The organism is Streptomyces sp. NPDC048389, assembly GCF_040706335.1.
In the GTDB taxonomy this organism is placed as follows: Bacteria; Actinomycetota; Actinomycetes; order Streptomycetales; family Streptomycetaceae; genus Streptomyces.
Map to the genome: position 1 here is coordinate 11,739 of NZ_JBEZKP010000067.1, position 24,078 is coordinate 35,816.

The window sequence follows — 24,078 nt, forward strand, 5'->3', positions numbered from 1 at the left end:
TACCGCCTTTCCCCGGCCGGACCAAATCGCGGAATCTCCGCATCCTCTTGCCCATGCCGACCCGCGAACGGAGCACCGCCGTGACCTCCAGAAGAGCGCGCCGCACTTCGCCCCCGCCCTGCTCGCTCACTCCCTTGGATCCGCCATGTCCGACCCCAGCAAGACCGCCCCCGAGCCGTTCCGCGTTCCCGACGGCGATCTCGACGATCTCGCGAGCACCCTCGCCAAGACCATGTCGGAGGTACGCCAGCACGGTGTCATCCTCGACCGCCTCGGCTCCGAGCCCGTCTCCACCCCTCAGCCCACCGACGACACCCCCACCGCAGACACGGCCGACGCCGACAAGGCCGACGTCCCGGCCTCGGTGTTCATCCTCGCCTTGGGCGGCGAGGCGTACGCCGTCGAACTGGCCGCGCTCAGCGACTGGGTGAACTACCTGTTCCTGCCCGTCTACGGACGGGAGATCAGCACCACCCGGCCGTGGTGCGACCAGTGGCACGAGCATCCCGAGGCTGTGGCCCGGCTGCACGCGCTCTGGCTCGCGTGGCAGCAGCTCACTGACGCCGAGGCCGGCCTGGCCGGTCCCTCGACGTGGCACCGCGACCACCTTGACCAGGCCCTGGTTCATCTCCGTGCCCCCGACGGCCCGTTCGCCGCATGCACGACGAGCCCGACCCGGCCCAACCACCGCGTGCTGGCCACCCCCGCACCCGAGTTGGCGGGAGCCACCCAGTGACCACCGAACTCGACTTCCACCTCGACGACTTCGAGCCCGCCGACACCGTCTCCGAACTCGCCGAGAGCAGTCTCAGGGCCGGAGACCTGACCGTGCTGGCCGAGCACCACACCACCCCGAACGGGTCGCGCAGCTACCTCGTCGCCCACGACGGGTCGGTGACCTGGGGCGTCCCCGGCGAACCACAGCTTGTTGCCATCAAGATCACTCGGGACCTGCGCGAGCGCACGTTCACCTTCGAGACCGCGAACCACGCCGGTCTGGCCTTCGCCCAGAACTGGCTGATCGACCATGGCTGCCCGCCCGAACAGATCGCCCAGGCTGGCGGGGACTCCCTGAAGCCCACCGACGATCTCACCCTCTGGATCGAGCAGCAGATCCGGGAGTCAGGCTCTCGCTACAAGGTCCTCGACAGCTGGACCTCGGACTTCGCCCCGTGCGAGACGTGGACGTTGACCCGTGACTCCAGCGCCGCTCAGGCACCGATTCGTGTCTTCCTCGAAGAGGGGAACCACGACGCCCACACGTACACGATGCGCGAGGGCGCCTTCGCCGATGAGGCCGCCGCCCGGCACTGGCTGGAAGACCGCAGCAGTCCGCTGCCCCAGCCACCGGATTACCGCGGTGAGGCCGCCGCCCGGCTGACCCGCGCCGCCCTCACCCGGTCAGCGGGTGCCTCCGTGATCCCGAAAGCCGGCCTCGACACGGGCAATGCGCCGTCGGCAGGAACGGCCCAGCGCCCGAGCCCTGGGAGGCCGATGTGAGCCGCGCCCGCTTCGCCTTCGCCGCGCACCCGGATGCCATCGCGGACCTGCGCGAACTCCCTGCCGAAGTCCGCGACCTGGCGCTGCTGGAGCTGCAGAATCTGGTCCACGGCAGCGACGACTGCCTGCCGCTGAACGGCCGCCTCGCAGGCTTCCACAAGGTCTACGTCGACCCGGCAGTCTCCTACCGGATGGTCATCCAGTTCCGCCCGGCCCCGCCCACCTCGACCCACAAGCGGGAGATCTACCTCGTCGCGGCCGGTGCCCGAGAGGACTACGCGGTCTACCGCACGGCCCAGCTCCGCACCAACCGCTCGGGCCTCAACGGGTCCGCCGACACGGACCCGGCGGCCGAAGCACGAGTCCAGGCGGCCCGATCCCGATCCCCCCACGCGGTCGACCAGACCGCGTCCCTCGCGGCCACCGCACCGGCGGCAGTCAGCCCCACCGCGCCCGCCGCCTCCCGAAAGGCCCCGCAGCGATGACCGCCGACCGTACGCCCCTGGCCCGCACCGAACTGGCCGGGCTACTCACCGACGCCGCACAGAGCGTCTCCGGGGTCCTGACGACCGAGTACCCCACCTCCGCCAGCCGCTCCTATCTGCATCCCGTCCTCGGCGCGCTGTCCGCCGGCCCCCGTGTGGTCTGCGAGTTGAACGACCGTCTCGAAGGGTTCGTCGTCGAGGAGCCGCTTCCCTCCACCCCCGCCGGTCTGTTCACCCTGGCGTCCTACGCTTCCGCGCTCGGCTGGCTCACCGAGTCCCTCGCCGAGCTGACCGCCTCCGTGGACCAGATCTGCACGCACGTCGGCATCCCCGCCGAGCCGCCGGACCCGGCGGTCACCGTGCCCTCACCTGCGGAGCAGGCCGACGAGTTCGACTTCGCGTTCAGCGCGCTGGAACTGGCCGCCATCCGCACCGCCGCTGAGGCTGCCGGCCTCAGCCCCGGCGACTACGTCGAGGTGCTCTCGCAGTCCCTCCTCGCCGCCTCCCGGATCACCGACGCCTGCATGGAGATCTCCAGCGGCCTGCTCGAAGACGCCGCGTACGTCCTCGGCGAGGCGACCGACCACGTCTGGATCGGTGAGGGCCCCGACAGCCTGCCCACCCTGGTGCGCTCCCTGCTCGCCCGGATGGAGGCGGCCGAATGAACCCCCATGACATGGCGAAGCGGCCCGGCGCGCACTTGGTCGCCGAAAAGTTCGGTGTCGAGGACCCCTGGGCGCTGAGCGACGATCATCCGCCCCGTGACCCGCTGCACCTCGTCGGCAGGATGGTCGCCGAAGCCGCTCGCGATGTCGACGAGTTGCACGGCGAACTGACCCGCGCCGCCCAGTCCGCGATCGAGCTTCTTGAGCCCATCGGGCGGGGCGATCACGCCGACATGCGCGGCTGGTACGGCATCCTGCCCACTACGGGGCCGCAGATCGAGCTGCTCGTTGCCCGCCGGGGTGCGGCTTACGAGCAACTGACCCGGGCCGTGTCCGTACCACCGCCTTCTGCCCGAGTCCGACGCCGCGCTGGCCTCGAAGGCACCGCGCCAGAGCCTGGGCCCGGAGCAGGCGCCGGGGCGGGACGATGACTGGGCCATCTCGGGTGGTCGCCGGCTCCGAGCCCTTGAAGCCGTGGAGGCGGGCGGGCTTCGATTCCACCGGAGCGGGGCCTACGGCTACATCTATCTCTCCGACGGGCGGGGCCAACGCCCCAACCCAGAGGTCTGGCCCGAAACCGTCCAGCGGCTGGTCGCCGACGGGCTATTGGACCAGGACACCAGCGAGGGACTGTACCGGCCTGGACAGCTCCTCTCGCTCACGCCGCAGGGAGAGGCGGCCCTTCGAGATGCACGTACGGCCACGCCGCGGATATCCGCCGCCCTCAGCCGCAGCAACACTGCGCCGATCTCCGGCGTCGTCGCCGATCCAGCTGTCGCACCCGCAACAAGCGCGGCCACCAAGCCTTCCCGTTCCCGCTGATTCCCCCCGGAAAGGACGTCCCCCATGTCCACCGCGATCTACACCCGCCACCTGATCGAGCACCGGTACGGCCGCCCGCTGGAGGACCTCCAGCGCGACGGCGCGCATGGCGGTTCAGGCGATCCCGTTCTGCCGATCGTGCTGCGGCGGCTCGGCGGTCTGGCCGAGACGAACGCCCATGCCCGTGCCGCCCGCCGCAACCTCGACGCGGCCTGGCAGCGCTGCCGCTCCGGCGGGCACGCCCTCGACGACCTCGTGCTGCGGTACGCGGCCGAAGTCGTGGACCTCGAACGCCAGGAGCAGTCGGAAGCCGAGGCGGTGTGGGACCTGCTGGACGTCCGCCTCCTGCTGGACCAGCCTGCCGCCCGCCGGCCTTCGGCCCGGCGAACCGGACCCGCGCCGGGCGATGAGGACCTCATGGCCATCGCCCGCCAGGTCGCCGCCCGTCTGCCCCGGCTCAACCGCGAAGCCCTGCGCCAGGGCCTGCGCGACCGAGGCATCCACGTCAGCAACCGCCGCCTCGGCACGGTGCTCCAGCGTCTTCGCGCCGAGCGCGACCCTCACTGATCCGCGCCCCGCCGCCCCCCGATTCGCCCTTCGCCATAACGGAGTTACCGCCATGTCCACCCTTGTACAGCCCGCAACCTCCCAGATCGGCTCCGTCGACGCGCAGCGCGTCGAGGACGCGCTTTCTCTGATAGCGCCGAAGTGGACCAACTGGTCGGCGCAGACCCTGGCCCAGCAGGGCGGCCCCATGCGTGTGCGTGATGTCGCCGCCCGGCTCCCCTTCGTCAGCGAGCAGTTCGTCGGCAAGCGGCTGGCTCAGATGCACGCTGACGGGCTGGTGACCCGAGCCGGTGATCGCCACGGTGCCCCGTACCAGCTCAGCGGGTTCGGCAACTCACTGTCCTCGGTGCACCGGGCGCTGTCCGACTGGTCCCAGGCGCACCTGTCGCTCGGCAAGGTGGCCGGTGCCGAGCGCGTCGAGGACGCCGTGCGCCGTCTGCACCTTCGCCACTCGACCGCCGTGATCCAGGTCCTCGCCGCGGGCGGGCCCGCGCGGTTCGTCCACATCGCCGAACAGGCCGGGCTCGAGAGCAGCTTCACCCGGCAGCGGCTGATCCGGCTTCAGCTCGACGGCCTGGTCACTCGCACCGGACCGCGCCACGGCGCCCCCTACGTCCTGACCGACGCGGGGCGGGCGCTGGGCCCGGTCTACGCAGCCGTCGAGCGCTGGAGCAACCCCGTCGCCTCACCGCGTCCCGCCGCTGCACCGGTCGCGGCCACCCGTACCCACACCGGCATCCCGCTGGGGTCGGACGGCATCCGTACCGCAGCGGCCCTGCGGCGGAGCACCGCCGCGCCAAGCTCCCTGTTCAGCCACGCTCCGCAGCCACAACCGCGGGTGCCGGCGGCCGTCACTGCCCGGTCCGCCCCGTCTCTGGGCCGGTGATCCGCATGGCATCCAGCACCAGATCCGCGTCACCGCCGCCCTCGTGCCCGCGTGCAGCCGAGCAGTCCGCTCCCGGTGCGCGCGGGCCCGTTCCCCACCTCCTTCAGGAGCCGTTCTCGTGATTGCGACCTCTCCTCCGGGCGACCTCGCGCCCGACACCGATCTGCTGGTCCGTCCCGTCTATCTCGCCGGGCGAGGCGACACCGCCGCCGTCTACGACGCCCTGTGCGACGCCCGGGGCTGGGGCAAGGCGACCACCGCCACCGGCCTGATGTTCACCAGCCCGCGCCAGGACGCACAGGTGGCCTACCTGCCCGAGAGCCGGTACGGCGGATGGAAGGCCACCCAGTGCCGCGAGCCGCTCGGCACACCTCTCTGGTGGGCCAGCTTCAGTAGGAACACCCCGGCCGAGATCACCTCTGCTTTCACCACCGCTCTCGCTGAGGGCCTGCCCAGCGACCATCGCGACTTCCTGCACGCCGGCCCTCACCACCGGCCCAGCAGCCCCGCCGGGGCATTGGCCGACCGCGGGTGGCAGACCGACGACACCGCCATGTACCTCTACCAACGTTCCCCGGACGGGCACGCCTATTTCGGTCTGCGCAAGGGCCACCTCGACGACTACATGGAGTTGGAGGGCGAAGGGCCGGCGCAGTGGACGATGTACGGCTGCGTGGACCACGTCAACGGCGAACGCTGGCACGCCGACTTCACCAGCGCCACCCCGCTCTACCTGGTGCGGGAGGCCGTGCTCGCCTTCAGCAGCACCGAGCCCGTCGAGCGTCCACTGTCGGGCATCCCCGAGCGGAATCTTCCGTACGTCACCGTCTCGCCCGTCGGCGCGAGCGCCGACCCGCGCCGGTCGGCCGCGCTCGCCCGCACGCCCAACACATCGCAGGCCGGAGCGACTCCACCCATTGCCTCGGCCGCCGCTGGCCTGCCCGCGCCCGGCCCCTCGCGCCGTCGCTGACCACGCCCTGGAGGAGCCGTGCCGTACGACCTGAACGACGAGCGGTGGCGCGAGTACCACGTCACCCCGCGATACCTGGCCGGATCGACCTTCACCGGCGATCCCGCCCTCCAGCCCCTCCTCGACGTGGGCTGGAAACTGAATCACGACGAGATGGGCAACGTGTATGTCAACGCACCGGACCAGACGGTCCGCCTGGGCTACCTGCCCGAAGGCGACGACGACGCGCTGTGGAAGATCACGGCGTACTCCGATCCCTTCGCGATGCCTCGCTGGCTGGTCACGTACCAGGACAGCACCCCGACCGAGATAGTCCAGGGTTTCACCACCGCGCTCGCCGCTGCCTACACCGAGGGCCCCGACTCCTACCTCTACTACGGCAACAGCGACTTGGCGGCACTCGACGTCGGCACTCCGCTGGCGGCAGCAGGCTGGAGCCACCGCTACGGCGCGGCCGACGTCTCCTTCGAGTCCCCGGACGGCCTGGCCGAGGTCCACCTGCGCCGGACCCGCCTGGACCACGCCGCAGAGATGACGGGCCATCAAGAGCGTTGGCTCATGCTGGCTGGACCGCCCGGGAACCAGTGGTACGCCACTGCCTCCTCCTTCACTCCGGAGGGCCTGGTCGCTGCGATGAACACCGCGCTCACCGACCCAGCACCGGTCATCCGCTGCGGCGGCGACCTGCGCCGCCTTCCGCCGCAGGCAACGGCTACCCCGATCAAGCCTCCGGTGCCGACTCCCCTGGACGTCCGCCGCGCCCAGGCTGCCAACTCCCGTTCCACCGTGGCGTCCTCGCCTGTCGGCGCGCGGCCGTTCATCCCGGCACCGCGCCCGCCGTCGGCTCCGCAGGTCCCGCACCCAGGGCACAGCCGCTGACCACCGTTCCCCTTCTCATCCTCCGGAGCCACCCGTGTCCGACGCCACTGCCCTCAACCAGGCTGACGCGATGATCGAGAAAGCCTGGGGCCGCCCCATCGACGCGCTGGAAACCCTCGCGGTCCGCCGCCCCGTCGAGGACCCGCTCCTACGCTCGGCGATGCATATCCGATCGAGCCTCGTCGTCTCGAACAACGCGGTCGCCGTCCACCAGGACCGCTTGCACGCCCTCACCCGGTCCGGCCATGTGCCGGCCTTCTACGACCTGGACCGGATCACCAGCTCGGCGGTGGCCCTGCGGGTCGCGCAGGCCGAGAGCCGCACGGCCTTGCAGGCGATCAGCCACGTTATCGAGGCCCGCGAAGCCTCCGTGACCGCGGACCGGGCACCGGCGCTCCGCCTCGCCCAGGCCGCTGTCGCCCGCTCCGCGCACGCACCACGCGCCCTGGGCCAACCACCGGACCAGCCCGCCCCGTCGGCCGCTGTCGGCCCGACGGTGGCCGCGACCGGGCCACGCCGCTAACCGGTTACTCCGCGTCTTCGTCGCGGTGGGCGTCCCCGAACCGGGAGCCCACCGAGCGGGCCAACTCCTCCACCGTCAGCTCGACGCGCCGCCCGTCCGCGATCCGGTGCTCCACCACGGCCTCCCCGTCACGCTGCCCCTCGGCCCGAGTGCCCACAGCCCACTGGCCGTCGGCCACCATCGCGATGTCGCCCACCGTCCACGGCCTCCCGGCACTGCGGATCTTGCGCTCCAGCCCGGCACCGTCCCAGTGCCTGCTCGACTCCGCCACCCCTGCTCCCCCCTCCGGTTCCGTACGGCCCTGCGCCATAACCCAGTTACGACAACCGGCCGCGCCGATCCATTCCCCGACCCGCCGGTCCCTCACCCTCGGAGGCCAGTTCGCCCACGGCAGACAGCACCTTCCCGGAAACGACTACGTACTTCGGCACACCGCATGTCAACGTACGGATGTCGGTAAAACCGCAGGTCAACGAAGGGACCGTCCACCGTGAACGCCTCCAGCACCCTCCTGCCCGCTGTCGTCCGCCCCGCCGTGGAGGAACGCGCCTGGCTCTCCAGCGACCACTGCGCGAGCCCAGTGCTCGAACTGCTCGGCGCACTCGGCTGGGCGATCGTCGACACCCCGGAGGCCAACGTGCACTGCACCAGCCCGGACGGCCGCGTCTACGTCGGCTGGCTCCCCGAGGACACCGCCGCCTGGAAGCGCGGCATCGTCTGGCAGATCCGGGTCATCCCCGCCGACGCCGAGCCCTGGGTCCAGGAGTTCGGCCTCGACACCCCCTCCGAGGCCGTGGCCGGATTCCTCGCCGCGCTCGTCGCCGCATGTCCCCGTACCGCTAAGTAGCGACGGCCAGACCGCCGCACCGTCGCCCGGCCCAAACTCGCGAAGGAGTCATCGTGGCACGCATGCTCAGCGCCGCCCGCCCCAACTTCCGCCGGGCCTGCCGCTACACCCGGAGAGGCTGCACTTGCTACCTCTACCCCTCCACCACCGGATCGAAGGCGAAGGTCCTGCGCCGCCGCGCGCAACGGCACGCCGAGAAGCGACAACTCCGCACCCCCTGATCCCGGCAAGCATGCCCCACACCAGGAGAGACCTCTTGCAACACCGCGCACCGCTGACCAACCACCACGCCGACGACACCGACTGCCCAGCCGAGCACAAGCACACCAGCTCCGGCAAGCCGCTTCACCCCGGCTGCACCGGCCGCGCCTACACCCAGACCATCTGCTCGTGCGGCGACTGGCAGATGAAGAACCCCGGCAAGGGCTACGTCAACGAGTGCCGCAGGCGGCACCTCGCGAGCCACCCCAAGCCGAACCCGACCGGCCCGAAGGTCTTGCGCGACCTGCTCCGCCTCGACGCCCGCTGACGCTCCACCTCCGGCACCACTTCACCCACCCATCTCACGCTCGGAGGTTCCCGTGCCCCACTACCTGACCGTCGGCCACCTGCTCCACCAGCTTCAGAACCTCGACCCCGACCTACCAGTCCGCCTGGCCATTAACCCCGACTGGCCCTTCACGCACTATCTCGGCACCGACGTCGTCGTGCGCGACGGCGTCGCGTTCATCGCCGACGACGGTCAGGAGGGCTACCTCCCGCGAGCGGTCCGCGACGCCCTCGCCTGGGCCTGACCCCGGCGCACTGATCCCGGCAGGAGGTTCCCATCTCACCGCGACCCCACCCTTTCGCCGCCCGCCCGCTGCAAGGCCTCGCTCTGCGGCCCATACCGTCCGGAGTGCGCGGCGCACTCGTCCACCGCGTCTCCGCCCTTCCCAACGGACCGCTCGACGTCTCCTGGCTCCCTGCCGACGCCCCCAGACTCCCGCTCGGCCGCATCCGCCTCTACTGGGAACCCGCATCCCTGGCGGGCTGGGACGTCACCGCCCACCTCGGGCTGGCCAACGCCGAGGTCCATCTCGCCTCCTGGCCCGCCGCACCCGACAACTGGCCGCATCTGGTCCGCCCGACCATCCACGAGGTACGCGGCCTCTGCGCCGCCCTCGCAGTGGCCACCGCCGCCCTCAACCTCTCCAATCGCCTCGCCTAGGTCTGACCGCAACCGCAAAAGGCCGCCCCGCGCCCATCTGGCAGGGGCGGCCTTGCCGTACGCCCACCGGCGCGTTGCGTACGCTCATCACCGACGAACGAGGAGGACACGTTGGCCGACGACCAGCAGCTCTGGGGATACCCGGAGGTCGCCGCCCACCTGGGCATCAGCGTCCGAGCAGCCCGCAGCCGCAAGAGCCGGGGCAGCCTGCCCGAGCCCGACGACACCAGCGTGCCGGACCGGCCGCGATGGAGGCCGGCCACCTTCCAGGGCTGGCAGCCCGTCGGCCGGGGGTTCCGTAGCGACCTGCACGACACCGCTCAGCACGACAGCACCGCATCCGGCTGACCTGCGGTCGGGTCCGCCCATAGGCTGCGGCCATGACGACCGACTCGCCGATGCCGTCCCCGCCGTTCCCTTCGCCCGACAACGCCGTGCTCAGGGTGGTCGTTGGCAACGCCATCGCATCGGTCCGCAGCGGCGAAGCCTCGGTGGAGGGGGCGATCCTCCACGCAGCCGTTCACGGCTGGTACGAGGGCCACGTCCAGGGCGAGGACGAGTGCACTGGTTGCGACTTCCGGGGCGAGCTGCCCAAACACAGCAACCGAAGCTGACCGGCGCACAATGGAGCAGCGCCATCTCCGCGCCAGGGCACATGGTCAGGCCGCAGCGCCGACAGCGGCAGAGGGGCGAGCGATGCCCACGACTTCGTAGAACGAGTCTCCCCAAGTGGCCCATTTCCGTTCGGCGTCCACGAGGTGGATCGCGTGATCACTGGCGAAATCGCGGGCCGGTTTGGAGAAGGTCCCATTGGTGACCATCACAGCGATGTCAGCCTTGTGCACTGGCCGAGCCGTGCCGTTGAACCGTTGGACAGGCTCGCTCCCGATGGCCCGTCCGGGCAGGGTGTTGGTCTGCTTGCACTGCGCCACGACTCGGCGGTCGTCCGGCGTCAGAAATATGCCGTCCGCACCCAAGTCCCCGGCCCCGCCGTTCCTCCGGATGACCTTCATTCCGTCCCGCTTCGCCAGCCATGCGACGAGAATCTCGAAATTCTTGGAGTCGAACCGCAGAATGCGCTCCGGTGTACAGCTCTTGTCACTCTGGGAGAACGCTAGCCTTCGACTATCGAGGTCGGCCAGACGGTCGACCTCCGCCATCAAGTCGGAGACAAGGGCGCTGTGCCGCTTGTTGAGCGGCTCGATTTGGTTCCAACACTCGGTGATCGTGTTCAGCGGGGAGTTATTGCTACCCGGCGCGTATCGAGGCGCCAGATCCTCGTCGGGCAGACGGCGCAAGTCGTCAAGGGCCTCAGCCGAAACCCGTAGTGCCCCTTCGAGGTGAGCGACTTCCTCACCAACAGCGACGCTGGCACTGTCGAACGCCGCGTCGAGTTCGACTCGTGTGCACTCCCACGACAACCCCTGGAACTCAGGGTCGGACTTGAACTCCCGGAGCCTTTCAATATCTCTGCGTAGGCCGTCTCTCAGGCTCTCCAAATCGGAGTGGGCTCGTCTGCCTATCACCCCTTCCTGCACCCACAAGTAGGCGGCGAGAAGGTCAGCTTGGTCAGCCTTTCCCAGAGCGTCGCCCATCAGCGCGCGTACCTCACGATCAAGGTAGCGGGGAGGGACGACACGGGCGTTACGGTCTATGATCACCGCAGGATATTAACCATGGGCTCCGACAAACCGGACGACCAGGGCAAGGTCGGCCTGTCCGCTCACGACCAGTCAGCCGAATTCGGCTGCTGCCCGATCGTTGAGGCCAGGAACTGTTTTCTCTGGGACCGCGTCCTCAAATAGAGTCTGCATGCACCGCCTGCTCCGCGTCCTGCCGCGCTGGAGCGAACTTGTCCATCGACACCGCTCATCACTCCAGATAGATGCCGGCGAAGGCGCCGTCGAAGCCGAGTGCGGCCAGGCCCTGCTCGACGCTGGGGTAGGTCGTCCCGTCCGGGATGGCGATCATGGCGTCGAAGTCGGCGCGGCTGATCTCGGGCTCGAGCCACTGGTTGCTGCAGCGGCAGCGGACCCAGACGTTGCGGCCGTGGTTGATGAGCAGCCAGTCGCGCCGGGCCCGACAGGTCGAGCACATCACGGGGATCCCGCGCAGGGACAACTCCGGCGGGTGGCTGAGGCAGCGCGTCGCGCCGGGGCCGCTGGGCGGCTGCGTCTCGTACTGGAGCTGCAGCAGCGGATCGCTTCCGGCGGGGGCGGCGGGCAGGACGGGGGTCGGCTCTACGTGGTGGTCGGTCGTTCTGAGCACGAGTGTCGTCTCCCGGTCGAGGGCCTTCTCTTCATCCGTAACAGCCGGTGGAGCCGGTTGTCCAGGGGTTTCGCGCAGGCCGGCAGGCCGGGTGGCGGGCCTGCCGGACTGCTGGTCAGCGGCGCGGCGGGCGGTTGTGCGGGGCCGGGGCGGCGGGCCGAGTCGCTGCCGGAGGTCCGGTCCGAACGCCGGTCCGGTTGGCCGCAGACTTGGCGCGGCCGGTGCCGGCCTGCGGGCGTCGAGCGGCTTCGCCCGGGTGGGCGGGGAGCTGGGCGAGGCGGCGCAGTCGCCAGACCAGGACGTCGTTCACGTCCTCGGCCGTGTCGAGTTCGCGCATGGCGATGGCCTCCTGCAGGAGGGCCTTCGGGTCGTGGCCTGCCTGCTCGACCTGAGCCAGGGTGGCGGCCAGGGCGTCGATCTTCGTGTTCGTGTCGGCTCGGGTGCTGTTCTCGGGCAGGGCGGCGCGGATGGTGGTCTCGTAGGTGCGGCGCTGGGCTTCGGGCAAGGCTCGGCCTTGTTCGCTCAGAGCCTGCATGGGTGCGGTGGCGGCCTGGCGGTAGGCGGCGCGCAGGTGCTCGGCGGTCTGTCGGGAGGCTTCGGCTTGTTGGGCGTGACCGCGGGCGGAGTGCCAGCGGGCCGCGGCCAAGGCGACCAGGACCAGGGTGGACACCAGCATGGCGGTGGTGCCGCCGTCCTCTCCTCGGCCGAGCGCGCTGCCGGCCTGGATGATGCCTCGGGCCGCCGAGCGGATCGCCCGGGTGTCGGCGCGTTCGGCCCGGACGTGGCTGCGGGTGGCGCGTTCGAAGGAGCGAGCGGCGGCACCAAGTTCGGCGCGGGTGGCGGCCGGAGAGGTCTGGGCAACCGCGTCCAGGAGTTCGCCGACTCCGACGAGTTGGGCTGCGGCATCGTCGTCGTCGCTGTCCAGGAGAGTCGCGGCGCGCTCGGCGATCACGGTCGCGGTGCGTCGCCCCCGTGCGGGCGACGACCAGTCGGATCGGCCGGTGTCAGCTTCCGCCGTTGTGACCGCGTCGGAGGTTCCGTCGGCAAGGCGGCGCTGGATCTTCGGATAGGAAAGGTCGGGGGCCAGGGTCGAGCCCGCGAACCAGACCGGTTCGCGGTCGCGGTTGCGGTCGCCGGGCAGTGCGACGGTGTAGCCGAGGACGTCACCGGACGGGGCGTGCCGCAGCTTGACGCGCAGGCCCGCCTCGTGAAGGCGGGTGAAGAACTCGGCTTCGCTCGCCGCTCCGGCGACCGCCTGACGGACGGCTTCGCGCAGTGTCTCGCGCGGTGTCTCGGGTCGGCCGGTGCGCTCGGCTTTGAAGCGCTCGGCGCTGGTGGGCGTCTTGGCTCCGGTACCGTCGCCGGGCTTGAGCTTGCGCAGGCCCATCTCCTGTTCGATTCGGCGGCATTCGGCCTGGGCCTTCTTGAAGTCGTAGTTCATCCTCGGGCGGCGCAGGTCGCCCCGGACCATCGTGGCCAGGATGTGGATGTGGTCGTCTGCGTGGCGCACCGCGACCCAGCGGCACCCGTCCGGATCGCCCTCGGGGGCGAGGTTGACGGCGTGGACCAGGCGACGGGCCACGGTGTTCCACTCCTCGTCGGTCAGGGTGCGGTCGCCGGGGTCGGTACGCACCGAGCAGTGCCAGACGTGCTCGGCCTTGGTGCCGGCCTGCTTGACCCGCAGGTCCAAGGCTGCGGCGAGCCGGGCCAGCGTGACCTTGGGGTCGGGATCGGGGCTGGTATCGCGGCCGGGGTCAGGGGCGAAGCCGTCCCAACTGCCGACGAGGTGGGGGTCGGTGTGCTCGTCGCGTTTGCCGGGGCCGTACAGGTAGACGAGCAGGCCGTGGGTGCGTGAGCCACGTCGAATCTTGGGGACCATCAGAAGCGCCTCTTCACCAGGGTGTCGGCCGCGTCGTCGATACGGGCCAAGAGGCGGGTCAAGGTCGTGAGGACGTGGTCGAGTTCACCGGGGCGGGGCTGCCCTCCGGCGTTGAAGACGAAGGCGATCTGGTTGATGTTGTTGCCGATGCGGGAGATGGCGGTGCGCAGGGCGGCCAGCTCGTCGATGGCGGCGTCGAGCTGTTCGTTGGTGTGCACAGTGGTCGAACCGCGGGCGACGGCGAGGCCGGCAGCAGCGAGGAAACGGGCGACAGTGACGGCGCGCTGTTTGGCGGCAGCGGTGATCTCGCTCTTCTCGGTGTCGGACAGGCGCGTGGTCGTCTTGTGGGTGCGCTGGCTCGGGTCGCGGGTGCGTCGGCGCGGCTTGCGGTCGGGGAACGCAGGTTGGCTCGGGCTCTGCTGCTCGCGCGGGGCGCGGTCGTCTGCTTCTCCTCCCACGACCGGCGCCCCCTGGTGCCTGGAGCCTGGCTGGTCCCCGAGCGCCCTCGCTCGGGGACCAGCCAGACTTCCCCCGCCCCCCTGGGCGGGGGCAAGTGCATACGACGGGCCGTAGGACCGTCGTATGCGACAACTTGCTCCGCCAGGAGCCGTCGTGGGGTCACGCTGCTGTCCGGCCGTAGTGACGACCGGGTCGTTGGCGGTCACCGGCTCGTCTCCGGATTCTCCTGCCGCAGTTCGCGGACGAGTTCCTCGATCCAGTCCATGGCCAGGACCGGGTGGTGCAGGGTCCAGGGGCGACTGTCCCGGGTTCGTTGCACGGTCCAGGTGTTGTCGGGGCCTGATTTGGCGCGGTGCAGGTGACCTCGCTGGTGCAGGACGGTCAGCCAGGAGTCGACCTCGGCGGGTGTGGCCGGGTGGGTGCGCATGGGGTGCTCTCCGCTTCGCTTCGGAAGGATGTGGGGCGCGTGTCCGGGAGCGGGTGACCGGCCGTGGTGTCCGGCTCGGTCACCCGCCTCGTGGTGCCCTGTCAGTTCCGGCCGGAGGTGACCGGCTGTCCGTGCTGAGCGCGGAGCTGGGCCATCAGGGCGGTCAGAGTGTCGCTGGACAGCGGGATCTGCTGACCTCGGATCGCCTGGGCGACCACCTTGCGGGTCAGCTTGTCCTCGGCCCTGACCGCCGACCGGGCAATCTTCAGCAGCTCCTCGGTGTCCGGGTCAGACCGCCGGTCACTGGCTGTCCGAGTGTCCCGGTCAGTGACCGGCGGCGGAGTGACCGGCTGGTGGGTGACCGGCGCGTGGCTGTCCTGGTTGCCGGTGACCGGCTCGGTACCGACCGCGCGGTCAGTGACCGGCGGCGCGGTGTCCGGCTGTCCGGGCAGGTCAGCGGCCTCGTGCGGCTGTTCGCGGGTGACCGGGCTGCTGTCCGCCGGGGCGCTGTCCCCGGTCAGTGACCGAGGACTCGGGGCCTGCTTGTTCAGGGACAGTTGCGGCCGGTCAGTCAGGGCATTGACCGGCTGCCCGGCGCTGACCTGACCGGCCTGCGGCTGCTGCTGGCTGTTCCGGTCAGTCCGGGTGACCGCGATGCCCTCGGGTCGGTCGGCCTGACCGACGTGACCGGCCTGACCGAGGTCCTCCCGGTCACTGCCCTTGACCGGGCCCCGGGCGATGAGGATGTAGAGGTGGACCGCTCCAGCCAGCGCGAGGGGGGCGATGGTGGACAGCACAGCGACCACCGCGTCCCCGAGTCGGAGGCCGGTGCCGGCGACGGCTTCCTCGTTGAGCCGGACCGCGTGGAGGGCATTGGCCCAAATGCTCGCGGCGGTGGCGGTGCCGAAGAGGGCCCAGACGTAGAGCCGGGCGCGCAGGGGCGCGTCGCGGAGGACCAGGAGTGCCCGGATGCCGTAGGCGATGAACCCGTCGATCACCAGGGGGAAGAGGTAGGTCAGGAAACCGCGGATGTGGATGGCGACGGCCATCTGCTGGAGGGCGTCGTACGACAGGGCGCACCCCGCGCCGCCCAGGGCGATGACGACCGCGCGGTCCCAGCCGGTGATGTGCGCCGTCTTCGGCGCGTTCGCGGTGCTCACGCCGCCGTCCCGAAGTCGTCGCGGCCCAGGCGCTCGCCGTCGGTCTCGGGGGGCGGGGTGGTCTTCGTGGTCTGCTCCAGGTCTCGGTTGCGCAGGGCGCGGCGGGTCTCGCGGTACAGCTTCTGGGCGTGCTCCTCGGTGATCTTCAGGAGCCAGGCCAGTCGCTGCTCGGTCACCCCGTGGCGGTAGGCGGCGTGGACGACCGCGCGGCGCTCGGCCTTGGTGAGGTGGACGTCGCGCCCGGCGATGGTGGCGTTGACGCGGCTGTAGTCGAGGCGGTTGGCGAGCTTCTCGTGCAGCGGCCCGCGCTCCTCCTCGGTCAGTCCGCCCCGGATGCCGTCGGTGTCGCCGCTTTCCAGGGCGGCGTCCAGGCAGGTGCGGCGGACCGGGCACTGGCCGCACAGCGACTTCGCGGCGGTGATCTTGTCGGTCTCGTCGGGCTCCGGGAAGAAGATTTCGGGGTCCACCGGGTTGTACTCGGTGCTCTGGCAGACGGCCTGGTCCTGCCAGGTCTGGTCGCCGAGGAGGCGGTGGCGGGCAGGGCTGATCGTCGTGGAGGTCATGCGGGTTGCTCCGATCGCTCTCCGCGCGCAGGGGCGTCGGCGGAGGGGTGCGCTGGGTCGGGAGGTGCATGGGGCGGCGCGGTGGGGGCGCGGCCCGTCGTGGCGGCCTGCGGCGGGTCAGGCTGCGGCGCGGTGGCGTCTGCGGTCGACCGGCTCGAACTCGACGCGCGTGGTCATCTGCGCGAGGCGGGAGGCGATGCGGTCGCCGAGGTAGGCCCGGAGGTCTTTGATCGCCAGGTTGGTGGTGATCAAGGTCGGGAGTTCGTAGTTGTACCGGCGGTTGATGAGCCGGTACGTCACTTCCTCGACCCACTCGCTGGCCTTGGCCGCGCCGAGGTCGTCGATGATCAGGAGCGGGCAGCGGCTGACGGCCGCCAGCTCCCGCTCGCTGTCGACCCCGGGCCGGGGCCGCAGGTCGGCGTACAGGTCGGCGGCGGTGGTCGCGCGCCAGCGCACGCCGACTCCGCTCTGCACCAGCCGCCGGACTGCCCCGTACGCCTGGTGCGTCTTGCCCGCGCCGACGACCCCGGCCATCAGCAGGCTGGGTCCGGTGGTGACCTGCCGCCGGGCTCCCCGGCTGGGGGCGACGGCCGCCTCGGCGACGTCACGGGCCCAGGCCAGGACCTGGGGGTGGTCGGCGACGGCGGCCTGGTAGCGCGGGGGCATTCCAGCCGACAGGGCGTCCAGCGGGGAGAAGGGCTCGGGCTCGTCGGTCAGTTCAGCGACGGCGGCCGGGTCGATGTTGCGGGCGGCCAGGATCCGGGCCATCCGGTCCAGGGTGCCCTCGCTACCGAGGGTCTGCGGTTCGCGGGTACGGGTGCGCATCACAGCTCCTCGGCGTAGGCGGCGGCAGCGTTGGCCGGGTTGGTCCACGCCTGGTGAGCGGGCACGTTAGGCCGGATTCCCGGCCGCGCCAAACCGCCAGAGCGTGTGTTCATGGCCTCGTTGACCATGCTGGTCAGCACGCTCGGGTGCTTGGGGTTGGCCGCGAAGTTCTGCAGCCCGGCCCGGATGTGCTCCGGGGCGATGCCCTCGCCCAGGAGTTTCTTGGTGATCCGCCCGAGGTGCCCGATCACGTCGCTGGGCGGACGCTCGTCGCAGGCAGCGATGTACTCGCCGACGAGCTGGTTGGCCGAGACGGTGGCTGCGGGCGCTGTGCGCCCCGTAGGGATAGAAGATCCAGGATCCAAGATCCTAGATCCAGGCGCCGAGCCCTCTCCGAGGCTTCGGGGAAGGTTCGGAGAACCCTCGGCGAATGCCTCCTGACCTGCGCTTTTCGAGTCAGGGTGGCTAGGGGCGCCGACCATGCCGTCGAAGGCGTCCTGCTGGACGGTGGGAGCCTGGTCGGCGTGGCCGCGAGGTGTCGCGGCGGGCTGCGCGGGCAGATCGAGGGCTCGGGGAGTGTTCGGCGAAGCCTCGGCGAGCCCTCGGGTAGGGATGGGCGACTCCTCGACCCGCTTGGTGCAGGTCGCCCTGCAGGGGCCGCACCGGTCGGCACCGTGGTGCTGCGGGCAGGAGGGCAGGCGGGACTGGCTCGGCTTATCGATCTTCTGATGCTCGGACCAGGTCACGATGTGGAGGTAACGGCGACCGTCGCAGCCGGTGTACCGGCAGATCAGACCGGCGGTCGCGAGCTGGTGGAGGTCGTCCTCGACGTGGACCGAGGTGTGCTCGGCGCGCAGCGGCCAGAGCAGCCCGGCGATGATCGCGGCGTTGTCCCGGTGGCGACCGTGGTCGTCGGCCTGGGTGAGCAGGCCGAAGAAGGTGCGCTCTGCCTCGACGCTCACTTCGGCGAGCGACTCGGAGACGAATGCCTCCGGCTTGATGGTTCGTATCCGCGCCATGTCAGCGGCCCCGACCGGCGGCGACCAGGTCGCTGCGGGTGAGGGTCGCGGCGGCGATGTCGAAGGTGTGCGGCCGAGTCCAGTCCGCCTCCGGCCAGACTCGCAGGATCCAGCGAGCTGCGACCCTAGCGGTCGTCCGCCCCAGCTCCAGGGTCTCCCCGGCCTCGTCCTTGACGATGGCGTGCGGGTGGGGCCACGCCTCCTTCGGGTCGTTGAGGCTGACCCGGACGGTGGCCGCGCCCGGGATCATGTCGGCGAGCTGGGCGGCGAGGCGGCGCTGGCGGTCGGTGTCCGGGCAGGCCAGGGTTCCGCTCGGCATGGCGAGCATGCGATACTCCGTTGTTCGTAGGAGTGCGGTGCGGCGGTTTTCGTGCAAGAAGCCCCGCCGCCCGCGTGATGTGAATTGGCGCCCCTCGGGGTGCCGGCCCGGCGCTTGGGAGTTGGTAGCTCCCGGGCGCCGGTTTGCTTTGCTGCGCTACGTCACGGACCGTGCGCTCGCATTCGCACCACCCCCTCCTCCCTGCCTTCCACCTGCTCGTTCCGCCCCTCCCCGGGTCGCTGCCCGGCGGGGGACGACGAACATACGTAGACACCCGCGGACAAGTCCATCCCTGGTCCTAACCCGTCGCACAGGGCTGGCGACGGCCGGTATTGGGGAAGGTGCTCTCGCGCTCGGCCGACAACGACTGGGTGCCGAAAACGGCGGGGCGTTGCGTAAGTCGCCACGACAACGCAACATGCATAGAGGTCCTCCAGGGGCTGGCACACTTGAGGATCGGGGCCCGATCAACAGGTGCGATACAGGAACGTACGTTAGTTGTACGAATGTATCAAGCCTGGATTACAGTTGCCCTAGACGCCGCCCCGACCAGCCCGACCGCCACGCTGCAGGAGTTCATGTGCCCCCACGTCAATTCGACGGCAGTCGCGTGCGTGCTGTCCGGCGGGGCAAGGACCTTGGCCAGAAGGAGTTGGCCGCCGAGGTAGGTGTCAGCGGCCCCACTGTCGCGCGATGGGAGAGCGGCCAGGACTTCCCCAAGGGTGAGAAGCTCCCCGCGATTGCAGCGGCGCTCGGTCAGCCGCTCGATGTCCTTTTCCCCCACGACGGTCCGCCGGACCTGCAGCTCCTGCGCTGCGACGCCGGCCTCAGCGTGGCGCAGGCCGCTGCGATCATCGACGCGAGCCGCGTGCCGGTGAGCAACGCCGAATCCGGCCGGCGCCGGCTCAGTGATGCTTACGTGCAGCCGCTCGCACAGGCGTACGGGGTGACCGAAGAGGAATTGCTGGCCGCCCAGGACTGCTCGTTCGGCCTTCGCCCCAGAACCGCGCGCGACGACCAGGCATCCGCACCCCGCACGGTCGGCGAAAAGATCAACTATCTGCTGCAGCACGGGTACGTGGGCCAGGAGGCACCCTCTGAAGAGGAAATCGCGCGGGTCGTAAACGATCATGCAGGCGAGACAGCCGTCACAACTGACGACATCATCGCCCTTCGCACGGGTGCCACAACCGAGGCTTCCGACGTAGTGCGTGCTGGCCTAGCCGCGGCGCTCCAGGTCGACGCCGCCCTCTTCCATGACGATGCCGAGCTCGACCCTTCAGCCCGCGAACTCTTTGAGGCGTTCCGCTTCATCAGCTCGATTCACCGAGGACAGATCCTCGGTCTGGCTGCCCGCGGCAACAGCGGGGGCCTGTCGGCCGAGATGATGGCCACCATCAACGACCTCGTCGGGGAACTGAAGCACAAGCTGCCAGAGGTGCAGGACGGGGAGTGACTCCGTCGGCAAGCGGTTCTCGCGGGCTTGGACCTTTGAGAGGTTTCCGCTCTGCAGGCTTTGCCGTCTGATGCAGATCGCCGACCGCGCGTGGAGGGACTGGTCGGTCGTGCCCCTCTCGGGGCTCTGGACCGGCTGAGCACCACGCGCCCCGGCCGGGTGCTGTCCCACCGCAGACTGGCCACCGGATCGGGTGGCGCGCGTCAGGGTGTTGGAGGCAGCAAGCCGTTGCCGCCCTGCGCGGTGAGGGCCGGAACGAGCACTTGTCACCGCCGAGCTGGTGCCGACAACAGCGAAGGGACTACGGCGCTGCCCCGCCACGGGGCAGCGCCGTAGTCCCTTCAAAACTGTTGTCGACTCGGAGCTTCAGGCCGAAAACGGACGTTCGCTCGCCCCGGTCGGACAGTCCCCCACACAACGCCGGGCTAAGACGCGGTGAGGTCCACGCCGAGCAGCTCGGAGAGAGTGGCCACCGTCTGCTTCGGGTCCTGATTGTGGACCCCCGCAAGGCCGAGCTGCTCTGCTGCCCGAACGTACGCTTCGGTGTCATCGACAAAGATGCATTGCTCGGCCGGCAGATCCATGAGCTTGAGCGTGATCTCGAAGAGGCTCGGGTCAGGCTTGCGCATCAGGTGCTGCTCAGAAATCACCACGACGTCGTACAGCCGCTCAAGCTCGAAGCCGTCGTACAGGTCCCACGGGGCCAGCCCCACGCTGTTCGACAGGATGCCCACCTTGATCCCGGCTCGCCTCGCCGCCGCAGCCGCGTTGATCAGCAGCGGCTCAGGGCGAAGGTCACCGAAGATGCGACCCATCAGGTTGTCGGGGGACACGCCCAGCATCTTGCCGGCGAAGTCGTTCCACTCAGTCTGAGAAACCGCTCCGCGCTCAAGGTCGCTGGTGATCCGGACGCCTTCGTCGTCCTTGTACAGGGCCGTGAGGCAGGCGCCCTGCGGAAGACCTTCGCGCTGCTCGAAGGCGAGCACAGCAGGCAGCAGGGGGGTGGTGAGCACGCCTCCGAAATCGAGGATGAGGCCGGTGCGGTTGGACATGCGGGAACTCCATTGCTGAGATTTCGGACGCCCATCCAGACCGGATAGCGTCACGGACTCGGCTGCATATGGTGACGACAGCACTGCGCGTCACGAGGCCAGAGTCCATTCATCACTTACTGGGCGGAGCAGGGCCTATCAGTCCGCTCAACCCACGGTACCAGCCCAGTTCCTGCAGTCGATGGTGCCGAATCTCACTCACAAGCCCGCCGCTCAAGATCAATATGCCGATTGACCCCGAGTTCCGGGCAGGCGGTCTATTGCAAGCTATTGATCCACTTCGGATTCCACTCTTGCGGAGTGCATGAGAAGCCCCTGCGCTTGATCCCTCGTGATGCGCGAGTAAGCGGTGCTGACTCGCACTAGCCACGCCGCTTCGCTGTCGGTGTCAACGAACGGCTTATCTCTCAGGGGCCCAGCGGCATGCGGACGGACTGGTGTGGTGTCAGCGGCCAGGAGTGCCGCCTTAATCCAATACGCTTCTGCAGCCGGCTCAGGGTCAGAGTGCGAGGCGGTAATGTCCTCCGCGGCGAAAATCAGGTTTCGTGGAGCATAATGGCGCAGCTTCTCGCAAGCGTCACCAATATCCTGAGTCCATCGGTCTAGGCGGACGTCGATGGGGACGCGTATATGCATGAGTTCCGCAATGCGCCGTCCAGCTGGGTACAGGCTCGTCCCAGGAAAAGCCTGCACCAGGTCAAACCAGAGCGGATAAGTCCTGTAGAGGGTTTGCCATGTCTTCCACCGGGCTACTGCAGCACGGGTGGTGGGAATACTCGCCCCGGCGGCAACGATCAGGAAGAGCAGGTTCATCCATATCGATGTGACATCCACAAGGAACTGAACTGTGGAAGGGCTTAGGGCGAAGCCCACCGCAACCCAAAGGATGGTGATACGAGCGACTGTATGGACCAGCCCCATCCACATCGAGATTCCCATCAAACCCAACCCGACGCGCATGCTTGTGCTCTCGGCCTGTCGCGCCGCCCTCGTCCACTGGTAGCCGCAAACTGCGGTCGTGATAAACGGGAAGAAGTAGAAGACGGTCATGTAGAGCGCGACTCCCCATTCTCCCGCATGGTCGATGAGGAAATTTTGGCTTGGCCTGTCGCGATCCACCACGGTGAAGAACAGGACCGTGAGCAGAATTACGCCTATTGCCCCCGCCCTATATGATGCGCGGGCAATCCAGCGGGAGACCGCGACGTGCCGAGGCACGACCGCCTCCGTGCTCTTTCCGTAGCTGGTGGCGACGTAAGTCAGGGCTGCCATGATCGCTGCGGTACTGGCAAAGTGTCTGAGTAGGGCGCTCAGGTCTACCACGGGAACGCGGTCTACCGCATCCATTGCCGCTGGCGTGTAGAGACACAGGGCTACGGCAAATCCCGCATAGCCGCCCCAGAGAGCCCTGCGGTGAGAGTCACCATACCGAACTGCAGGAAATCGCCAGATGGCGATAACGGTCATGACTGCCGCAGTCAGGTATTGAAAGTATTCGAACACGGAACCAGTGGATCTCTACGCGGGCTGCATTTTGTCGACCCGCAAGGTCGGTTGAGTGCAGACTTGACTGCCGGTAAGGGGACTGCGGGGCGCAGCGGAGTCACAAGGCCGGAAATTGCGTCTCGCCAAACGCTCGCGGCTATACTCGACGCCGGGGAGGAGCAACAGGGTGAGCAAGCGAATTCTCTAGAAGGCTTACCATGTCATCTCCTGTGATCGACTGGCGGCGCGCCAATCGCTTTATCAACGAGGCCGACAGTTCGGCTTGCTTTTCCTCGGGGCTATCGAAGTCGACTCGCCCTTGGACCAGAGTCGACGGAAAACGCCTAAAGACTTCCTGGCGAATTCGTTCAGGGACGTATCGCTCGATCTCGGCAGCCGTCAGGCAAGTCCCGTGGTCCAGCCATTCGTGTACGAGCTCATGGAGAATGATGTGCTCGGTTTGATTTCGACTCGAACGGCGACGATAGAGAATGATCGTAAACTCTGGCGCTTTGACCCGAAGACCGCACGCTGCGCCCAGACCTCCGTCGGGGTCGTCCAGTGGCACTAGCCGAATCTGGCGACCCAACAGGGCTTCCATATTCCGCACCAGAGCCTCAACACTGAAAGGGGTGGGGATAGGGAGGCCCACGAGCAGTCTCTCGCATTCCTTCACGAAGGCGCGCCGTGAAGGGCCTCGACGCCAACGCATAGTCGCTCCCTAGAAATTCCACCGATATTCGCCGCCAGCTCAATCCCGATACTCGTACGCGAGGCGCTGGTAGCCAGGAGCTTGCGCTTTGGGTGCGTGGCGGTTGGCCAGCACACCTGTCTGCGCTTAACCCTACAAGGAGAAAACCGTGATCCACACGGGAGGGGCGCGTAGCGAAGGTCACCCAAGTGCGATAGGCCACAAACGGGCTACCAAGATCGAAATTGGGCGGCGGTCCTTAATTGATCTTGAATGCCTCCGGACTTAGACCATCCTGCCTTGTCAGGTCCATTTCCGTTTACTTGTCAGGTCCATTTCGGGTATTGCGGGGCGCCTCTCAAAGAATCGCGTCGCCACGCGTCGGCTGTTCTACGCGAACCCCAACTCCCGTTTGTAGTCAGCGATGGCGAGCACTGCCTCCGACTGCTCCACAGGCCTCGGCCCGTGGAGTTCGATGCGCACACGGTGCCGGCCGCCTTCGAGCGACCAGGAGTCGCTCGAAGGCGGAGGCGTTCGTCTGGAGCGTCACCGACTGAGTCCCTGCACGTGGCTTCCACGCGGGCCGTCGGGCCAGGTCAGCCTGTCGGCTTTGTACAGGGCCGGGCGTGCTCGGCTTCCTTCGGCTTCAATGAGCTGCTTCAGCGGTGACGCTCCAGAGTGAGGATGGCTTTCGCGATTGACGTCATGTGGTTCGGGCTGCATCGGGATCTGCGGAAGATGCGCCAGGACTTGAGTCGGGCAACGCCGCGTTCGACCGGTGCTCGTGCTTCGGCCAGGGCACGGTTGACGGTTCTCTCGGTGGGGGTGAGGTCTTGCAGGGGTTTGCGTTTGATGCCTGTGGTCACCCAGGGGCCGCCGCCCTGGTAGGCGAGGTCAGCGAGGACGGGGACGCCCTGGCGCTCGCAGATGCGGATGATCTGGTGGGTGCGGGCGGCGGTCAGGTCGTGGGCCCGGCCCGGCAGCGCGGGCGACAGCCACAGCAGCCGGCCGTCCGGATCGGTGACCACCTGCAGGTTCACGCCGTGCCGGCGGTGCTTGTGGGAGTAGTCCGCCCGGCCGTCGCCGACCCGGTCGCACTCGGCGAGGGTGCCGTCCAGCAG

General features: G+C 69.1%; 32 protein-coding genes. 18 read left to right on the plus strand and 14 right to left on the minus strand.

Annotated features, from left to right (window positions below; genetic code table 11):
- Nucleotides 1-145: 145 nt before the first annotated feature.
- The 10 genes from AB0903_RS30325 (at nt 146) to AB0903_RS30370 (ending at nt 7,297) form a co-directional block, all read left to right on the plus strand.
- Entirely contained in the window at nt 146-736 is a 591-nt protein-coding gene (locus AB0903_RS30325; RefSeq protein ID WP_366707931.1) for a DUF4913 domain-containing protein, read from the plus strand.
- Nucleotides 733-1,500: a glycosyl hydrolase gene (locus AB0903_RS30330; protein ID WP_366707932.1), complete on the plus strand. Its 768-nt coding sequence runs from the start codon at nt 733-735 to the stop codon at nt 1,498-1,500. The genes AB0903_RS30325 and AB0903_RS30330 overlap by 4 nt, the downstream gene beginning before the upstream one ends.
- Nucleotides 1,497-1,985 (plus strand): hypothetical protein, encoded by a 489-nt coding sequence (locus tag AB0903_RS30335; RefSeq protein WP_366707933.1) that lies wholly within the window; start codon nt 1,497-1,499, stop codon nt 1,983-1,985. The genes AB0903_RS30330 and AB0903_RS30335 overlap by 4 nt, the downstream gene beginning before the upstream one ends.
- On the plus strand, nt 1,982-2,650 hold the full coding sequence (locus AB0903_RS30340; RefSeq protein ID WP_366707934.1) for a hypothetical protein: 669 nt from the start codon (nt 1,982-1,984) through the stop codon (nt 2,648-2,650). Before AB0903_RS30335 ends, AB0903_RS30340 begins: the two co-directional genes overlap by 4 nt.
- A complete protein-coding gene (locus tag AB0903_RS30345; RefSeq protein WP_366707935.1) occupies nt 2,647-3,081 on the plus strand; it encodes a hypothetical protein in 435 nt (144 codons plus the stop codon). Before AB0903_RS30340 ends, AB0903_RS30345 begins: the two co-directional genes overlap by 4 nt.
- 415 nt (nt 3,082-3,496) lie before the next feature.
- Complete coding sequence (locus AB0903_RS30350; RefSeq protein ID WP_366707936.1) at nt 3,497-4,039, plus strand: hypothetical protein; 543 nt, start codon at nt 3,497-3,499, stop codon at nt 4,037-4,039.
- A 52-nt stretch (nt 4,040-4,091) separates the two neighbouring features.
- Nucleotides 4,092-4,925, plus strand: coding sequence for a winged helix-turn-helix transcriptional regulator (locus AB0903_RS30355; protein ID WP_366707937.1), 834 nt, complete (start codon nt 4,092-4,094; stop codon nt 4,923-4,925).
- A gap of 118 nt (nt 4,926-5,043) precedes the next feature.
- On the plus strand, nt 5,044-5,895 hold the full coding sequence (locus tag AB0903_RS30360) for a DUF317 domain-containing protein (protein WP_366707938.1): 852 nt from the start codon (nt 5,044-5,046) through the stop codon (nt 5,893-5,895).
- 18 nt (nt 5,896-5,913) lie between these two features.
- Nucleotides 5,914-6,774 (plus strand): DUF317 domain-containing protein, encoded by an 861-nt coding sequence (locus AB0903_RS30365; RefSeq protein WP_366707939.1) that lies wholly within the window; start codon nt 5,914-5,916, stop codon nt 6,772-6,774.
- Between the two features lie 34 nt (nt 6,775-6,808).
- A complete protein-coding gene (locus tag AB0903_RS30370) occupies nt 6,809-7,297 on the plus strand; it encodes a hypothetical protein (RefSeq protein ID WP_366707940.1) in 489 nt (162 codons plus the stop codon).
- Nucleotides 7,298-7,301: 4 nt separating this feature from the next.
- On the opposite strand, the gene AB0903_RS30375 is transcribed toward AB0903_RS30370, so the two are convergent.
- Nucleotides 7,302-7,568 (minus strand): hypothetical protein, encoded by a 267-nt coding sequence (locus AB0903_RS30375; RefSeq protein WP_366707941.1) that lies wholly within the window; start codon nt 7,566-7,568, stop codon nt 7,302-7,304.
- A gap of 219 nt (nt 7,569-7,787) precedes the next feature.
- On the opposite strand from AB0903_RS30375, the gene AB0903_RS30380 reads away from it, so the two are divergent.
- From AB0903_RS30380 to AB0903_RS30410, 7 genes are all read left to right on the plus strand, one after another.
- Nucleotides 7,788-8,144, plus strand: a complete 357-nt coding sequence (locus AB0903_RS30380; protein WP_366707942.1) for a DUF317 domain-containing protein — start codon at nt 7,788-7,790, stop codon at nt 8,142-8,144.
- A 53-nt stretch (nt 8,145-8,197) separates the two neighbouring features.
- The gene (locus AB0903_RS30385) at nt 8,198-8,365 is read left to right on the plus strand and encodes a hypothetical protein (RefSeq protein ID WP_366707943.1); all 168 of its coding nucleotides are present in this window, start codon (nt 8,198-8,200) and stop codon (nt 8,363-8,365) included.
- A 35-nt stretch (nt 8,366-8,400) separates the two neighbouring features.
- Nucleotides 8,401-8,673: a hypothetical protein gene (locus AB0903_RS30390; protein ID WP_366707944.1), complete on the plus strand. Its 273-nt coding sequence runs from the start codon at nt 8,401-8,403 to the stop codon at nt 8,671-8,673.
- Between the two features lie 52 nt (nt 8,674-8,725).
- Complete coding sequence (locus AB0903_RS30395; protein ID WP_366707945.1) at nt 8,726-8,938, plus strand: hypothetical protein; 213 nt, start codon at nt 8,726-8,728, stop codon at nt 8,936-8,938.
- Between the two features lie 104 nt (nt 8,939-9,042).
- Nucleotides 9,043-9,354, plus strand: a complete 312-nt coding sequence (locus AB0903_RS30400; protein ID WP_366707946.1) for an esterase — start codon at nt 9,043-9,045, stop codon at nt 9,352-9,354.
- A gap of 111 nt (nt 9,355-9,465) precedes the next feature.
- Complete coding sequence (locus tag AB0903_RS30405) at nt 9,466-9,702, plus strand: MarR family transcriptional regulator (RefSeq protein ID WP_366707947.1); 237 nt, start codon at nt 9,466-9,468, stop codon at nt 9,700-9,702.
- Nucleotides 9,703-9,734: 32 nt separating this feature from the next.
- Entirely contained in the window at nt 9,735-9,968 is a 234-nt protein-coding gene (locus AB0903_RS30410) for a hypothetical protein (protein ID WP_366707948.1), read from the plus strand.
- Nucleotides 9,969-10,013: 45 nt separating this feature from the next.
- Here AB0903_RS30410 and AB0903_RS30415 read toward each other — a convergent pair whose 3' ends face one another.
- From AB0903_RS30415 to AB0903_RS30460, 10 genes are all read right to left on the minus strand, one after another.
- Entirely contained in the window at nt 10,014-11,015 is a 1,002-nt protein-coding gene (locus AB0903_RS30415) for a restriction endonuclease (protein WP_366707949.1), read from the minus strand.
- Nucleotides 11,016-11,226: 211 nt separating this feature from the next.
- Nucleotides 11,227-11,622 carry a hypothetical protein gene (locus tag AB0903_RS30420; RefSeq protein ID WP_366707950.1) on the minus strand — a complete coding sequence of 132 codons (396 nt, stop codon included), beginning with the start codon at nt 11,620-11,622 and terminating at the stop codon, nt 11,227-11,229.
- 115 nt (nt 11,623-11,737) lie between these two features.
- The gene (locus AB0903_RS30425) at nt 11,738-13,501 is read right to left on the minus strand and encodes a mobilization protein (RefSeq protein WP_366707951.1); all 1,764 of its coding nucleotides are present in this window, start codon (nt 13,499-13,501) and stop codon (nt 11,738-11,740) included.
- A complete protein-coding gene (gene mobC / locus AB0903_RS30430) occupies nt 13,501-13,959 on the minus strand; it encodes a plasmid mobilization relaxosome protein MobC (protein ID WP_366707952.1) in 459 nt (152 codons plus the stop codon). Before mobC ends, AB0903_RS30425 begins: the two co-directional genes overlap by 1 nt.
- A gap of 203 nt (nt 13,960-14,162) precedes the next feature.
- Nucleotides 14,163-14,387, minus strand: a complete 225-nt coding sequence (locus AB0903_RS30435) for a hypothetical protein (RefSeq protein WP_366707953.1) — start codon at nt 14,385-14,387, stop codon at nt 14,163-14,165.
- Nucleotides 14,388-14,488: 101 nt separating this feature from the next.
- Nucleotides 14,489-15,547 (minus strand): DUF2637 domain-containing protein, encoded by a 1,059-nt coding sequence (locus AB0903_RS30440; RefSeq protein ID WP_366707954.1) that lies wholly within the window; start codon nt 15,545-15,547, stop codon nt 14,489-14,491.
- Complete coding sequence (locus tag AB0903_RS30445; RefSeq protein WP_366707955.1) at nt 15,544-16,110, minus strand: WhiB family transcriptional regulator; 567 nt, start codon at nt 16,108-16,110, stop codon at nt 15,544-15,546. The genes AB0903_RS30440 and AB0903_RS30445 overlap by 4 nt, the downstream gene beginning before the upstream one ends.
- Nucleotides 16,111-16,227: 117 nt before the next feature.
- Nucleotides 16,228-16,935: an ATP-binding protein gene (locus AB0903_RS30450; RefSeq protein ID WP_366707956.1), complete on the minus strand. Its 708-nt coding sequence runs from the start codon at nt 16,933-16,935 to the stop codon at nt 16,228-16,230.
- On the minus strand, nt 16,935-17,954 hold the full coding sequence (locus tag AB0903_RS30455; RefSeq protein ID WP_366707957.1) for a hypothetical protein: 1,020 nt from the start codon (nt 17,952-17,954) through the stop codon (nt 16,935-16,937). The genes AB0903_RS30450 and AB0903_RS30455 overlap by 1 nt, the downstream gene beginning before the upstream one ends.
- A 1-nt stretch (nt 17,955) precedes the next feature.
- On the minus strand, nt 17,956-18,282 hold the full coding sequence (locus AB0903_RS30460; protein ID WP_366707958.1) for a transcriptional regulator: 327 nt from the start codon (nt 18,280-18,282) through the stop codon (nt 17,956-17,958).
- 601 nt (nt 18,283-18,883) lie between these two features.
- On the opposite strand from AB0903_RS30460, the gene AB0903_RS30465 reads away from it, so the two are divergent.
- Nucleotides 18,884-19,729, plus strand: coding sequence for a helix-turn-helix transcriptional regulator (locus AB0903_RS30465; RefSeq protein ID WP_366707962.1), 846 nt, complete (start codon nt 18,884-18,886; stop codon nt 19,727-19,729).
- 425 nt (nt 19,730-20,154) lie between these two features.
- Here AB0903_RS30465 and AB0903_RS30470 read toward each other — a convergent pair whose 3' ends face one another.
- The 3 genes from AB0903_RS30470 to AB0903_RS30480 all read right to left on the minus strand — a co-directional run.
- A complete protein-coding gene (locus AB0903_RS30470) occupies nt 20,155-20,781 on the minus strand; it encodes an HAD-IA family hydrolase (protein ID WP_366707959.1) in 627 nt (208 codons plus the stop codon).
- Between the two features lie 267 nt (nt 20,782-21,048).
- On the minus strand, nt 21,049-22,284 hold the full coding sequence (locus AB0903_RS30475) for an MAB_1171c family putative transporter (RefSeq protein ID WP_366707960.1): 1,236 nt from the start codon (nt 22,282-22,284) through the stop codon (nt 21,049-21,051).
- Nucleotides 22,285-23,616: 1,332 nt separating this feature from the next.
- Nucleotides 23,617-24,078: transposase family protein (locus AB0903_RS30480; protein ID WP_366707961.1), on the minus strand; the 462-nt coding region annotated here is incomplete at its 5' end.

Excerpts from the sequence above, each read along its gene's own strand:
- AB0903_RS30450 (WP_366707956.1), bottom strand. The coding sequence starts at position 16,935 with ATGCGCACCCGTACCCGCGAACCGCAGACCCTCGGTAGCGAGGGCACC.
- AB0903_RS30325 (WP_366707931.1), top strand. The coding sequence starts at position 146 with ATGTCCGACCCCAGCAAGACCGCCCCCGAGCCGTTCCGCGTTCCCGAC.
- AB0903_RS30435 (WP_366707953.1), bottom strand. The coding sequence starts at position 14,387 with ATGCGCACCCACCCGGCCACACCCGCCGAGGTCGACTCCTGGCTGACC.
- AB0903_RS30340 (WP_366707934.1), top strand. The coding sequence starts at position 1,982 with ATGACCGCCGACCGTACGCCCCTGGCCCGCACCGAACTGGCCGGGCTA.
- AB0903_RS30425 (WP_366707951.1), bottom strand. The coding sequence starts at position 13,501 with ATGGTCCCCAAGATTCGACGTGGCTCACGCACCCACGGCCTGCTCGTC.
- AB0903_RS30445 (WP_366707955.1), bottom strand. The coding sequence starts at position 16,110 with ATGACCTCCACGACGATCAGCCCTGCCCGCCACCGCCTCCTCGGCGAC.
- AB0903_RS30355 (WP_366707937.1), top strand. The coding sequence starts at position 4,092 with ATGTCCACCCTTGTACAGCCCGCAACCTCCCAGATCGGCTCCGTCGAC.
- AB0903_RS30350 (WP_366707936.1), top strand. The coding sequence starts at position 3,497 with ATGTCCACCGCGATCTACACCCGCCACCTGATCGAGCACCGGTACGGC.
- AB0903_RS30455 (WP_366707957.1), bottom strand. The coding sequence starts at position 17,954 with ATGGCGCGGATACGAACCATCAAGCCGGAGGCATTCGTCTCCGAGTCG.
- AB0903_RS30460 (WP_366707958.1), bottom strand. The coding sequence starts at position 18,282 with ATGCTCGCCATGCCGAGCGGAACCCTGGCCTGCCCGGACACCGACCGC.
- AB0903_RS30345 (WP_366707935.1), top strand. The coding sequence starts at position 2,647 with ATGAACCCCCATGACATGGCGAAGCGGCCCGGCGCGCACTTGGTCGCC.
- AB0903_RS30410 (WP_366707948.1), top strand. The coding sequence starts at position 9,735 with ATGACGACCGACTCGCCGATGCCGTCCCCGCCGTTCCCTTCGCCCGAC.
- AB0903_RS30470 (WP_366707959.1), bottom strand. The coding sequence starts at position 20,781 with ATGTCCAACCGCACCGGCCTCATCCTCGATTTCGGAGGCGTGCTCACC.